General features: G+C 64.0%; 9 protein-coding genes. 7 read left to right on the top strand and 2 right to left on the bottom strand.

All coding sequences use genetic code 11. The annotated features are described in order from the left end of the window. A partial coding sequence (locus A2J03_RS04290; RefSeq protein ID WP_068370142.1) for a phosphoketolase family protein occupies positions 1–2083 on the top strand: 2083 nt, incomplete at its 5' end. Here A2J03_RS04290 and A2J03_RS04285 read toward each other — a convergent pair. Together A2J03_RS04285 and A2J03_RS04280 are read right to left on the bottom strand one after the other, a co-directional pair. Continuing rightward, positions 2080–2778, bottom strand: a complete 699-nt coding sequence (locus A2J03_RS04285; protein WP_068370140.1) for a DUF305 domain-containing protein — start codon at positions 2776–2778, stop codon at positions 2080–2082. The two genes, A2J03_RS04290 and A2J03_RS04285, sit on opposite strands and share 4 nt — an antisense overlap. Then, complete coding sequence (locus A2J03_RS04280; protein WP_068370138.1) at positions 2778–3695, bottom strand: DUF3105 domain-containing protein; 918 nt, start codon at positions 3693–3695, stop codon at positions 2778–2780. The genes A2J03_RS04285 and A2J03_RS04280 overlap by 1 nt, the downstream gene beginning before the upstream one ends. A gap of 200 nt (positions 3696–3895) precedes the next feature. On the opposite strand from A2J03_RS04280, the gene argS reads away from it, so the two are divergent. From argS to rho, 6 genes are all read left to right on the top strand, one after another. Further along, positions 3896–5548, top strand: a complete 1653-nt coding sequence (argS, locus tag A2J03_RS04275; protein ID WP_068370135.1) for an arginine--tRNA ligase — start codon at positions 3896–3898, stop codon at positions 5546–5548. Continuing rightward, the gene (lysA, locus tag A2J03_RS04270) at positions 5545–6966 is read left to right on the top strand and encodes a diaminopimelate decarboxylase (RefSeq protein WP_068370133.1); all 1422 of its coding nucleotides are present in this window, start codon (positions 5545–5547) and stop codon (positions 6964–6966) included. The genes argS and lysA overlap by 4 nt, the downstream gene beginning before the upstream one ends. Next, positions 6963–8258, top strand: coding sequence for a homoserine dehydrogenase (locus tag A2J03_RS30340; RefSeq protein ID WP_068370130.1), 1296 nt, complete (start codon positions 6963–6965; stop codon positions 8256–8258). The genes lysA and A2J03_RS30340 overlap by 4 nt, the downstream gene beginning before the upstream one ends. Then, entirely contained in the window at positions 8259–9326 is a 1068-nt protein-coding gene (gene thrC / locus A2J03_RS30335) for a threonine synthase (RefSeq protein ID WP_068370128.1), read from the top strand. It begins immediately after the preceding gene. A 17-nt stretch (positions 9327–9343) separates the two neighbouring features. Beyond that, positions 9344–10276 carry a homoserine kinase gene (gene thrB / locus A2J03_RS04255; RefSeq protein ID WP_068370148.1) on the top strand — a complete coding sequence of 311 codons (933 nt, stop codon included), beginning with the start codon at positions 9344–9346 and terminating at the stop codon, positions 10274–10276. A gap of 384 nt (positions 10277–10660) precedes the next feature. After that, positions 10661–12715 carry a transcription termination factor Rho gene (gene rho / locus A2J03_RS04250; protein WP_068370145.1) on the top strand — a complete coding sequence of 685 codons (2055 nt, stop codon included), beginning with the start codon at positions 10661–10663 and terminating at the stop codon, positions 12713–12715. Positions 12716–12955 lie beyond the last annotated feature (240 nt).

The raw sequence follows: 12955 nt of genomic DNA, 5'->3' as shown, positions 1-12955 counted from the left end.
GATCTACCCGCACGTCGGGCCGGACGCCGACGGAGTCCGACGGTTGTGCCGTCAATTCTCCGCTCCTGGCGGGATTCCGAGCCACGTCAGTGTCCAGACGCCTGGGAGCATCCACGAGGGCGGTGAGCTGGGGTACGCGCTGGTGCATGCCGGCGGCGCCGCCTTCGATCGTCCAGATCTGACGATCGCTTGCGTCATCGGCGACGGCGAGGCCGAGACCGGACCACTCGCTGGTTCGTGGAAGCTTCCCGCATTTCTCAACGCACGCCGAGACGGGGCCGTCCTGCCGATTCTCAATCTCAACGGTGCCAAGATCGCCGGGCCGACCGTCTTCGGGCGCAGCAGCGACGAGGACATCGTCGACTTCCTGCACGGTCAAGGTTGGGAGCCGGTCGTAGTGTCGGGAACCGATCCCCGCGTCGTATTTCCCGAGCTGATGCGCGTCCTGCGCGAATCGCACGAGAAGATTCGGCTCATCCAGGCTGCTGCCCGCGACGGTGGTACGTCGGCAGACGCACGCTGGCCCGCGATCGTGCTGCGCACTCCGAAGGGATGGACGGGCCCACATACGGTCGACGGCGTTCTGGTCGAAGGAACCTTCCGGGCCCACCAGGTGCCACTGAGCGGAGTACGGACCAACCCGGAACACCTGGCCCAGCTCGAGACCTGGCTGCGGTCCTACCGTCCGGAGGAACTGTTCGACAACGACGGAACCCTCGTTCCCGAACTTGCCGCGCTGGCCCCCGAGGGGGACAAGCGCATGGGGTCCACGCCCTACGCCAACGGCGGCAGACTCCTTCAGCCGCTGCGCATTCCACCGCTCGAGAAGTACGAGATTCAGATCGAATCTCCAGGTGGCGGTTTCCACGAGACGACGAGGGTCCTCGGCGAACTGATGCGCGACATCTACGCCCAGAATGGACGCGACGACGGCGGCGGCAACTTCCGGCTGTTCTCCCCGGACGAGACGGCCAGCAATCGGCTGGCGGCGGTGTTCGAGCAGACCGATCGGTGCTGGCAGCTTCCGACGGAGGAGTGGGACGACCATCTCTCGCCCGACGGCCGGGTCATGGAAGTACTGAGCGAGCATCTGTGCGAGGGCTGGCTGGAGGGATACGTTCTCGCCGGTGGACACGGACTCTTCGCGAGCTACGAAGCCTTCGCGATGGTGAGTGTGTCCATGATGATCCAGCACGTCAAGTGGCTGCAGCATGCAGCTGATCTGGCGTGGCGCGAACCGGTGGCCTCACTCAACGTGCTGCTGACGAGCACGTGTTGGCGAAACGACCACAATGGTTTCAGTCATCAGGGCCCGGGGATGATCGATGCTGTCATTCCGCTGTCGCCGGAAGTCGTACGTATTTGGCTACCACCGGACTCGAACACGTTGTTGTCCATTTCCGATCATTGCTTCCGGAGTCGAGACCACGTCAATCTCATTGTCGTCGACAAACAACCGCACCTGCAGTATCTGACTCTCGACGAGGCGAGAGAGCATTGCGCCGCGGGCGCGTCGATTTGGGCTTGGGCGGGGACCGAGACGGAGTCGGCCGGCAGCCCGACCGACCCGGACATCGTTCTCGCCGCGGCAGGCGACGTTCCGACGCAGGAGATTCTCGCGGCGGCGCAGATTCTCCAGGAGTGGGTTCCGTACCTGCGGGTGCGAGTGGTCAACGTCGTCGACCTGATGGCGCTGGTGACGCCCGGCGATCATCCGCACGGCTTCTCGGAAGCGAAGTTCATCGACCTCTTCACAGCGGACACCGACGTGGTCTTCGCGTTTCACGGATACCCGCGGGCAGTCCACGAACTGCTGCACGGGAGACCGAATGTCGACCGCTTCCATGTGCGCGGGTTCAACGAACAGGGAACCACCACCACACCGTTCGACATGGTGGTGCTCAACAGGATGAGTCGCTACCACCTCGTACTCGAAGCGCTACGGCGCTCGCGTCGTGTTCCGGAGAAGGGCAGTGAGCTCGTGGACTACTGCAATTCCCAGCTGAAACGTCACGCGAGCTACGTCGTCGAACACATGGAGGACATGCCCGAGGTGACCGATTGGACGTACACCCTCCACTAGCTGGTGGGGAGGGGTTCGGCGCCCTTCTCGGCCAACATCTGGGTCATCAGTGTCGCCTCGCTCTGCTGGGTCGAGATCATCGACTGGGCGAGGCGCACCAGAGCCGGAGTTTCGGCATGATCTGCCGCGTACTCCATCATCGACAGACCCCCCTGATGATGGCGCAGCATCAACTGAAGAAACATCACGTCGACGTCCGGGCCGGTCGCCTGTCGGAGTGCGGCGAGTTCGTCCGTCGACGCCATCCCCGGCATGGCAGCGACGGATCCCGACTCTGCTGTATCCGCGGACATGGACATGGAATGCCCGTGGTCGTCGGCGGACATCCACCCCATGTACCCGTCGGATCCGACCGGTGCGCGATCCCAGATCGCCAGCCACCCCTGCATCTGTCCGACCTGATTCTGCTGTGACGTCAGCATGTCGAACGCGAGGTTCCGGACGAGGGGATCCGAGGCGTTGGTCAGCGCGATCGCGGACATGTCGACGGCTTGGTTGTGGTGCACCGACATGTCTTGCGCGAAGCCGACATCCACCGAGTCGGCCGCCGGCGTCGAGTCGTCACCGCCGAGAAAGTTGGTTCGAGCGAAGAAACCGAGCGCGAACCCGACCGTGAGCACGGCAATGACGCCGAGTGCGATCAGCGCGACGAGTTGTGGTCGCCCGACTCGTGTCGACGGTGACGGTTCGGACATCAGGATGCGGGTGCCGGGGCTGCCGGCGCTTCAGCTGGTACCTGGAGGTCGCTGGGGAGCTGGAGGTCCGAAGGCAGTCCGCCCATCCCCGACGTTTCGCTGGTGTCCGGGGTGATGCCGCCGCCGTCCATCGGGACTGCATCCGCGCCGGGAGCCGAAGCGTCGAACAGCGGTGGGTTGTCGGGATCGAATCCGCCGCCGGGCACCGTCGCGCAGCTCGCGCCGACCTCGGGGTACTGGTAGCGGTTGAGGCGCAGGGCGGAAATGAACTGATCGACCCGCTCGTCGTCGACACTGTCCACCTTGAGCTGGTGGCCCCAGGACTGCAGCGACACCGGAGTGTCCTGTCCGGGATGCGGCGACATCATCGTGTAGGTCTCACCGTCGACCTTGTCGGCGAGCGTGGAAATCTCGTCCTCGGAAAGCTCATCCGGGTTGTAGGTGATCCATACCGCGCCGTGTTCGAGGGAGTGGACTGCATTCTCGGTGCGGATCGCCTCGGGGTAGACGATGCCGGTGCAGGTAGCCCAGGTCGCGTCGTGCGGTCCACCGAACGGGGGAGCCTGGTCGTAAGCCACGCGCTGCGTCGGCGACACGTGCAGAGCAGCTTCGTAGGGCTGCACGGCGACGTCGGCAATCGCCGTCGACGGATCCTGATTGCTCTCGCTCGGCTCCCAACGCTGTGCTTCCGCGCGATCCTGATACTTCGGGACGAGGTTGATGGCGAGGACGGCGATGAGGCCGATGACGATCGCGCCTGCGCCGATGGCGAACCAAGGGATCTGTCGCCCCGTGGGCAGGCCGGACTTGCCCCTCGCCGGGACGCCGCCGCTCTTCTTCTTGGTTGCCTTCATTGCTTTGCTGGCTTTGGCTGCCGACTTCTTGTCTGGACCGCCGTTGTTGGAACCCGTGGGCATCGCTGTCGTCGCTCTTTCGGTTGTCGGAGGGTGCACCGGGGCGCACACAAACTTCGTTCGGTCCGCGATCCGTGGCGACCTGTGATCGCAGAGCGCCCCTACTGTACGGTCCCGAGCTGAACGCATCCTTTGAGGTGCCGCAGCCGCCGAGACGACGTCAGTGGCAACTGACTGGGTCCGAGACCATAGGATAGACACCTGTGACTCCCGCCGACCTTGCCGAACTACTACGCGCGACCGCTGCCACGGTGCTCGCCGACCGTAGTCTCGACGCGTCCGTACTGCCTGAAAAGGTGACGGTCGAACGTCCACGTAACCCCGAGCACGGCGATTACGCAACCAATGTCGCTCTGCAGATCGCGAAGAAGGCCGGTGCGAACCCCCGTGATTTCGCCGGCTGGCTTGCCGATGCCTTGACCGCCGATGCCTCGATTGCGAGTGCCGAAGTTGCTGGTCCGGGCTTTCTCAACATTCGTCTAGCCGCCGACGCGCAGGGCGCCATCGTCGCCCAGGCGCTGGCCGCGGGCGCAGCCTACGGTTCCGCTGACGCGCTTGCCGGCAAGAAGATCAACTTGGAATTCGTCTCGGCCAATCCGACCGGTCCCATCCACCTCGGCGGTACTCGCTGGGCTGCGGTCGGCGATGCCCTCGGCCGGATCCTGTCGGCGCAGGGAGCCGAGGTGGTACGTGAGTACTACTTCAACGATCACGGTGAACAGATCGATCGGTTCAGCCGATCCTTGATCGCCGCGGCCAAGGGCGAACCTGCACCGGAGAACGGCTACGCAGGCGCATACATCGAAGAAATCGCGCAGCAGGTCGTCGCGACGAGCCCCGAGGTTCTCGCCATGGCGCCGGTTCCGCAGGCGGAGACCTTCCGGTCGATCGGCGTCGAGCTCATGTTCGGTCAGATCAAGAAGAACCTCCACGAGTTCGGCGTCGACTTCGACGTCTACTTCCACGAGAACTCGCTGTTCGAATCCGGCGCAGTCGAGAAGACCGTCGAATACCTCAAGAACTCCGGAAGCCTCTATTCCGAGGACGGCGCCTGGTGGCTTCGCAGTACCGATTACGGCGACGACAAGGACCGGGTCGTCATCAAGAGCGACGGCAACGCCGCGTACATCGCCGGTGACATCGCCTACTTCCAGAACAAGCGCCAGCGCGGATTCGACCTGTGCATCTACATGCTCGGTGCCGACCACCACGGGTACATCGGCCGGTTGAAAGCCGCAGCTGCAGCTTTCGGCGACGATCCGGACACTGTCGAGGTGTTGATCGGGCAGATGGTGAATCTGGTGCGCGACGGTGTCGCGGTCAAGATGAGCAAGCGCGCGGGCACCGTCATCACTCTCGACGACCTCGTGGACGCCATCGGCGTCGATGCGGCGCGGTACGTGCTCGTGCGTTCATCGGTCGACTCGAGTATCGACATCGATCTCGCACTGTGGGCCAGCGCGACCAACGAGAACCCGGTGTACTACGTGCAGTATGCGCACGCCCGTCTTGCGTCGTTGGCGCGAAACGCAGCCGAACTCGGCATCAACGCAGAGGGACCCGACCTGAGCTTGCTCGTGCACGAGCAGGAAGGGGAGCTGATCAGAACCATCGGTGACTACCCTCGCGTGGTGGCCAGCGCTGCCAACCTGCGTGAACCTCACCGGATCGCGCGTTATCTGGAAGAGTTGGCCGGTGCTTACCATCGGTTCTACGGCGCTTGCCGAGTACTTCCACAAGGAGACGAGGAGCCAGGTCCTGTGAACACAGCCCGTTTGGCGTTGGGCAACGCAACCCGGCAGGTGCTGGCCAATGGCCTCGCCTTGCTCGGCGTCAGTGCACCGGAGCGCATGTGAGTGCCCATCCGGCGGGTCCGAAACACGCGGACGCGCCTGCGAAGGAAGCGACACAGGAACGGCCGAGGTCGGCGACAGAGATGACTGCGCTACCCGCGCACGTCTTTCCGCGTCATGCCCGCCGAGGTGACGACGGTGTCGTGACGCTGGCAGGAGTGCCGGTCACCGAACTGGCAGCCGAGTACGGAACCCCGCTCTTCGTGATCGACGAGGACGATTTCCGCTCACGTGCGCGAGAAATGGCCGAGGCATTCGGCGATCCCGCACGCGTGCACTACGCATCGAAGGCGTTTCTGTGCGGCGAAATCGCACGTTGGGTCGCCGACGAAGGGCTCTCGCTCGACGTCAGTTCCGGCGGCGAACTCGCTATCGCACTCGCTGCCGGGTTCCCGGCCGAGCGAATTGCGATGCACGGCAACAACAAGTCGGTCGACGAGCTGACCGCAGGTGCGCGTGCGGGAGTCGAACACATCGTGCTCGACTCCATGATCGAGATCGATCGCCTCGACACCGTTGCTGGTGAACTGGGCAAGGTGCAGGACGTCCTTGTTCGGGTGACCGTCGGCGTCGAAGCGCACACCCACGAATTCATCGCCACCGCACACGAGGATCAGAAGTTCGGGTTCTCGCTTGCCGACGGCTCGGCTCTCGAAGCCATCCGACGTGTCTTCGCCGCGGGCAACCTGCGTCTGGTCGGGCTACACAGTCATATCGGTTCGCAGATCTTCGAAGTGGACGGTTTCGAACTGGCCGCGCACAAGCTGATCGGCCTCTTGCGGGACGTCGTCTCGGAGTTCGGTGTCGACAAGACGTCGCAGATTTCCACCATCGACCTCGGTGGTGGGATGGGCATTTCGTATGTGCCGAGCGATGATCCACCGCCGATCGACGAACTGGCGGCGAAGCTGAAGTCCATCGTGGCAACCGAGTCGGCCCAGGTCGGCCTCCCGGTACCGAACGTCGACGTCGAGCCCGGGCGCGCCATTGTCGGGCCGGGCACGGTGACGTTGTACGAGGTGGGCACGATCAAGGACGTGACGGTCGACGCGACGACGCGACGACGGTACGTGAGTGTCGACGGTGGGATGAGCGACAACATTCGCACCGCCCTCTATCAAGCCGAGTACGACTGCCGACTGGTCTCTCGTGACAGTGATTCCGAGGCAGTCCTTGCCCGCGTGGTCGGAAAGCACTGTGAGAGTGGCGATATCGTCATCAGGAACACCTGGATGCCTGCCGATGTCGGTCCAGGAGACTTGCTGGCAGTCGCCGCCACAGGCGCGTACTGCTATTCGATGTCCAGTCGCTACAACTTGCTGACACGTCCGGCGGTCGTAGCGGTGAAGGACGGAAAGTCCCGGCTCGTTCTGCGCCGGGAGACACTGGAAGATCTGCTCAGCTTGGAGGTGCAGCCATGACTGCGAAGCCGATAGGAATTGCCGTTCTCGGTCTCGGTAACGTCGGAAGCGAAGTCGTCCGAATCCTCACCGAGAACGCCGAGGATCTCGCCGCGAGAGTCGGTGCGCCACTGGAAATTCGAGGCATCGCCGTTCGTCGTGTCGACGGCAAGCGCGGCGTCGACGCCGCGCTGCTCACCGATGATCCCGAGTCGCTCGTCAATCGGGACGACGTCGACATCGTCGTCGAGGTTCTCGGCGGCATCGACGTTCCACGCAAGCTCATCCTCGCGGCCCTCGAAAAGGGCAAGTCCGTCGTGACGGCGAACAAAGCCTTGCTCGCCGAATACACCGGTGAACTCAACGAGGCTGCCGAGAAGTCCCGCGCGGATCTGTACTTCGAGGCGGCAGTCGCCGGTGCGATTCCCGTCGTCCGTCCGCTGATGCAGTCCCTCGCCGGGGACCGGGTGACCAAGGTCGCCGGCATCGTCAACGGCACCACGAATTTTATCCTCTCCGCCATGGACGAGACCGGAGCCGACTACGCGGAGACTCTCGTCGAAGCAGGCCGCTTGGGCTACGCGGAAGCCGACCCGACGGCCGACGTCGAGGGCTACGACGCTGCATCCAAGGCCGCGATCCTCGCGTCCATCGCGTTCCACACTCGGGTCACCGCAGGCGATGTGTACCGCGAGGGCATCAGCAACATCACCTCCGCGGATCTGGAGACGGCACGGTCGCTGGACTGCACGATCAAGTTGCTGGCCATCTGCGAACGCATCACGACGCCCAAGGGGAAAGAGCGGATCTCTGCCCGGGTCTACCCGGCTCTGGTGCCGCGCGACCATCCGCTCGCGACGGTCAACGGCGCGTTCAATGCCGTCGTGGTCGAGGCGGAAGCGGCTGGACGGCTGATGTTCTACGGACAGGGCGCAGGCGGCTCGCCGACGGCTTCTGCCGTGCTCGGTGATCTGGTCATGGCCGCCCGCAACAAGTTCTACGGGGGTCGTGGACCGCTGGAGTCGAAGTACGCCAAGCTCGAGATCGCGCCGATGGGTGACATCTCGACCCGCTACTACGTCAGCATGGAGGTCGCCGACAAGCCTGGAGTCCTTGCGACCGTGGCTGCTGAGTTCTCCAAGCGCGACGTGAGTATCTCCACTGTTCGCCAGTCGGGCTCGGGTGACGGCGCACGTCTGGTGGTCGTGACGCACCTCGCTGCGGATTCTGCTCTGTCCGAAACTGTTTCGGCGTTGGACAAGCTCGACGTCGTCACCTCTGTAGCCAGTGTTCTGAGATTGGAAGGCACATAAATGACCGTGCACACCCCATGGCCGGGTCTGATCGAGGCGTATCGTGAACGTCTTGCGATCGGCCCGAATTGGAAGACTGTCACCCTGCTCGAAGGCGGAACCCCGCTGATCCATGCGGAACGGCTGTCCGAGATCACGGGCTGCGAGGTGCATCTCAAGGTCGAAGGTCTCAACCCGACCGGTTCCTTCAAGGACCGCGGTATGACGATGGCGGTCACCGACGCACTTGCCCGCGGTCAGGAAGCTGTTCTCTGCGCATCGACGGGCAACACGTCCGCCTCTGCCGCCGCCTACGCCGCCAAAGCGGGCATGGGCTGCGCTGTTCTCGTTCCTCAGGGCAAGATCGCGATGGGCAAGCTGGCTCAGGCAGTCATGCACGGCGCCAAGATCATTCAGGTTCAGGGCAATTTCGACGACTGCCTCGAACTTGCGAGGAAGACAACTGCAGAGTTTCCGACCATCGGGCTGGTGAACTCGGTCAACCCGGTTCGCATCGAAGGGCAGAAGACTGCGGCCTTCGAGATCTGCGACGCTCTCGGAAACGCACCGGATGTGCACGTGCTCCCGGTCGGCAATGCGGGCAACATCACGGCGTACTGGCGCGGCTACTCGGAGTATTTCCGAGATGGGCTCACCACGATCAAGCCGCGCATGCTCGGGGTCCAGGCCGCAGGTGCGGCGCCGCTGGTTCACGGTGCGCCGGTGAAAGACCCGGAGACCATCGCAACGGCCATTCGTATCGGCTCGCCCGCTTCGTGGAACGGCGCAGTCGCTGCCAAGGAGGAGTCGGGCGGAGCGTTCCGTGCTGCTACCGACGAGGAAATCCTCGAGGCGTACCGCCTGGTGGCTAAATCCGAGGGCGTCTTCGTCGAGCCTGCGTCAGCTGCCTCCATCGCGGGCTTGCTCGCCGCGCGGAAGGAAGGCTGGCTGGACAGCGGCCTACGTGTCGTGTGCACGGTGACGGGTAACGGTTTGAAGGACCCCGACACCGCATTGTCAGGAATGCCTGTGGTCGAGCCGATCCCGGTCGACCCTGTTGCCGTGGCATCTGCGCTCGAGTTGGCGTAGTGGCAGAGTCCCAGGCCATGACGACAACACTGCCGCTGGGGTTGACGGTCACGGCGCGTGTTCCTGCGTCGAGCGCCAACCTCGGGCCCGGGTTCGACACACTGGGAATCGCACTCGGTCTCTACGACGAGATCCGAGTCACCATCACAGCGTCCGGGCTCAGCATCCACGTCGAAGGCGAGGGTGCCGAGGATGTTCCCTGGGGGCCCTCGCATCTCGTCGTCCGCGCGATCGAGCGCGGTCTCGAGGCGGCCGGAGTGTGGGCAGATGGTCTGGATGTGGTGTGCACCAACGTAATTCCACATTCCCGTGGTCTCGGATCGTCTGCGTCCGCGGTGGTGGGCGGGTTGGCCGCCGCCAACGGATTGGCGGCCAAGCTCGATCCGGCGTTTGCCTTGACCGATCGGCAGTTGGTGCAACTGTCCTCGGAATTCGAAGGACACCCCGACAATGCATCGGCGAGTGTGCTCGGTGGTGCGGTCGTGTCGTGGAGTGAGCCGGCAAGCGACAGTGGCTCGCAGCGAATCTACTCGGCGGTGCGGTTGCCGGTTCATCCCGACATCCACGTCGTCGCACTCGTTCCGGCGGAGCGGTCGTCGACCTCGCACACTCGCGGACTGTTGCCCGAGTTGGTGCCGCATCGTGATGCCGCGTTCAACGTCAGTCGAGGTGCGCTCGCCGTTGTGGCCCTGACCCAGCGACCGGACCTGCTGATCCCGGCAACCGAGGATATGCTGCATCAGGGTCAGCGATCGAGCGCCCTACCCGCGGCAACGAAGTGGATCACCGCGCTTCGATCGCGGGGAATCGCCGCGGTCCTGTCCGGTGCGGGCCCGACTGTGCTTGCGCTCTGCACCGAACCCTTCCCGACGGATTTGAAGGAGCAGGCGACGAGCGAGGGGATTCGCGTCCTCGAACTGGATGTTGCCGACGGCGTCTGCACGTCATGAGTGACCCCGGTGTGACTCGCCGGTAGCGGGTTCTTGCCGACCGCGATGATCGACGCTATCCTGAGGGTCGTCCGTACAACGTGCGCTTCAGACGCCGGTTTCCACCAGGGCAATCTTGTCATCGTATTCGGGGGAATTCACGTCCGAGTCGACTGACGCTCCTGGCTTCGACCCTCCGTAGCCTTTTATGCGGATTCAGGTCGGTCGTCCGTCGGAAGCAATTCGATCGTGAACGGCAATATCCGTGCTCGAAAGAGATTCGAGCTACGGAAACGAACCCTCGACTGCGCAGACTGCGAGCGAGGGAAGGAAAGGACCTCCGTGACCGATACGGAACTGATCTCTGCGCCCGAAAAGACGCGACGCGGAGCTGGCCTGTCCGGAATGGTGCTCACCGAGCTGCGTAGTCTCGCGGGCGAACTCGGCATCAAAAGCATCTCCGGCATGCGTAAAGGCGATCTGATCGCCGCCATTTCTGCACGTCAAGGCGGTGGTGCAGCGGCAACAACCGATGCACCCAAGACCCCTCGACGTAGCGCAGCCGACAAGACTCGCGCTCAGGAGTCCGTGACTCCCACTGCCGTGACTCCCACTGCCGTGACTCCCACTGCCGAAACTCCGGCGCCCGAGACGAGCTCCACAGCTTCTCCTGAACCACATGCGGACGATGCAACGGACACGCCTCGTCGTACGCGAAGTCGGCGAACCGCCGGTCGTAGAGCAGGCGCTTCAGACCAGCTCCCGCTCGACGAGACCGCTGCCGACTCGGCTACCACACCCGAGTCAGCGCCCGCCACGACTCCTGAATCCCAGCCGTCGGGTGCGGACGCAGGCGAGTCGGATTCCGCGTCCAACGATCGGCCGCGGCGTGGTCGCGCCGATCGGGAGAACCGAAATTCGACCGACGGCAACGACGGTGCTCGCGGTGGCCGTGGTGACGCCGGCGGCCGTGGAGAGAACTCCGACAACGACGGCAACCGTTCCGAGGGTGGGCGCAACGAGCGCACCCGCGGCGAGCGCAACCGCGACAACCGGGGCGAGAGCAACCGGGGTGAAGGCAACCGGGGTGAAGGCAACCGCAACCGGAATCAGAACCAGAACGACTCTCGTGGGGACGACCGCAACAACAACGGTCCCCGAGACAACCGCGACAACCGTGACAACTCCGAGGACGACGGCGACGGCCGTGGCCGCAGGGGCCGCAGGTTCCGTGAGCGTCGTCGTGGGCGTGACCGCGGCGAAGGCGGCGGTGGCGGCGGCGGAAACGAGCGCGAGCCCGAGATCCGCGAAGACGACGTTCTGCAGCCGGTAGCGGGCATTCTCGATGTGCTCGACAACTACGCATTCGTGCGTACTTCCGGCTACCTCGCGGGGTCGAACGACGTGTACGTCTCGATGAATCTCGTGCGCAAGAACGGACTCCGCCGCGGCGACGCCGTGACCGGTGCTGTTCGTGTCGCTCGTGAAGGTGAGCAGTCGAATCAGCGTCAGAAGTTCAACCCGCTCGTTCGCCTGGACACCGTCAACGGTGGCGATGCCGAGACTGCGCGCAAGCGTCCGGAGTTCGGCAAGCTCACCCCGCTGTATCCGAACCAGCGACTGCGGTTGGAGACGACGCCGAACATCCTGACCACGCGCATCATCGACCTGGTCATGCCGATCGGTAAGGGTCAGCGCGCACTGATCGTCAGCCCGCCGAAGGCCGGTAAGACGAGCGTTCTGCAGGCGATCGCCAACGCGATCTCGGTCAACAATCCCGAGTGCTACCTGATGGTCGTCCTGGTCGACGAGCGTCCGGAAGAAGTCACCGACATGCAGCGCTCGGTGAAGGGCGAGGTCATCGCCTCGACATTCGACCGTCCGCCAGGTGATCACACAGCAGTCGCCGAGCTCGCGATCGAGCGTGCGAAGCGTCTCGTCGAAGCAGGTCAGGACGTCGTCGTGCTGCTCGACTCGATCACTCGACTGGGTCGCGCGTACAACAACAGTTCGCCTGCGTCGGGCCGGATCCTGTCCGGTGGTGTCGATTCGACAGCGCTGTACCCGCCGAAGCGTTTCCTCGGTGCTGCCCGCAACATCGAGAACGGTGGATCGCTCACGATCATCGCCACGGCCATGGTCGAGACCGGCTCCACCGGTGACACCGTGATCTTCGAGGAGTTCAAGGGCACCGGCAACGCCGAGCTCAAGCTCGATCGCAAGATCGCCGAGCGGCGCGTGTTCCCGGCTGTGGACATCAACCCGTCGAGCACTCGTCACGACGAGTTGCTGCTGAGTCCCGACGAGATGGCAGTGGTTCACAAACTTCGCCGCGTTCTGTCGGGTCTGGACTCGCATCAGGCAATCGATCTGCTGGTCGATCGCCTGAAGAAGACCAAGAGCAACGTCGAGTTCCTGATCCAGGTGTCGAAGACCGCGCCCGGCGCGCTCGACGACTGACCACCCGGGTCGGGTCCAGCGTGGGAACAAGCCGACAGGTGCGGGTGTTGAAGCACCTGTCGGTGAGGAAATCAAGACGATTAGCAGGTCGGAAGACCTCTCTGGCATACTGAACGGCCGAGTCCGGTTCCGGTTCACGCTCTCGAATGGCGAGGGCGACCCGGCGACCATCTGAAAGGGACACCATGAAGGCAGGAATTCACCCCGACTACACGCTGACCACGGTTGTGTGCGGTTGCG

Source organism: Rhodococcus sp. EPR-157 (genome assembly GCF_001647195.1).
Classification (GTDB): domain Bacteria; phylum Actinomycetota; class Actinomycetes; order Mycobacteriales; family Mycobacteriaceae; genus Rhodococcoides.
This window is presented reverse-complemented; position numbering and strand designations above follow the sequence as displayed.

What these genes read in the sequence shown, in the direction of transcription:
- thrC (WP_068370128.1), top strand. Translation starts at nt 8,259, where the DNA reads ATGACCGTGCACACCCCATGGCCGGGTCTGATCGAGGCGTATCGTGAA.
- A2J03_RS04285 (WP_068370140.1), bottom strand. Translation starts at nt 2,778, where the DNA reads ATGTCCGAACCGTCACCGTCGACACGAGTCGGGCGACCACAACTCGTC.
- thrB (WP_068370148.1), top strand. Translation starts at nt 9,344, where the DNA reads ATGACGACAACACTGCCGCTGGGGTTGACGGTCACGGCGCGTGTTCCT.
- A2J03_RS04280 (WP_068370138.1), bottom strand. Translation starts at nt 3,695, where the DNA reads ATGCCCACGGGTTCCAACAACGGCGGTCCAGACAAGAAGTCGGCAGCC.
- A2J03_RS30340 (WP_068370130.1), top strand. Translation starts at nt 6,963, where the DNA reads ATGACTGCGAAGCCGATAGGAATTGCCGTTCTCGGTCTCGGTAACGTC.
- rho (WP_068370145.1), top strand. Translation starts at nt 10,661, where the DNA reads ATGGTGCTCACCGAGCTGCGTAGTCTCGCGGGCGAACTCGGCATCAAA.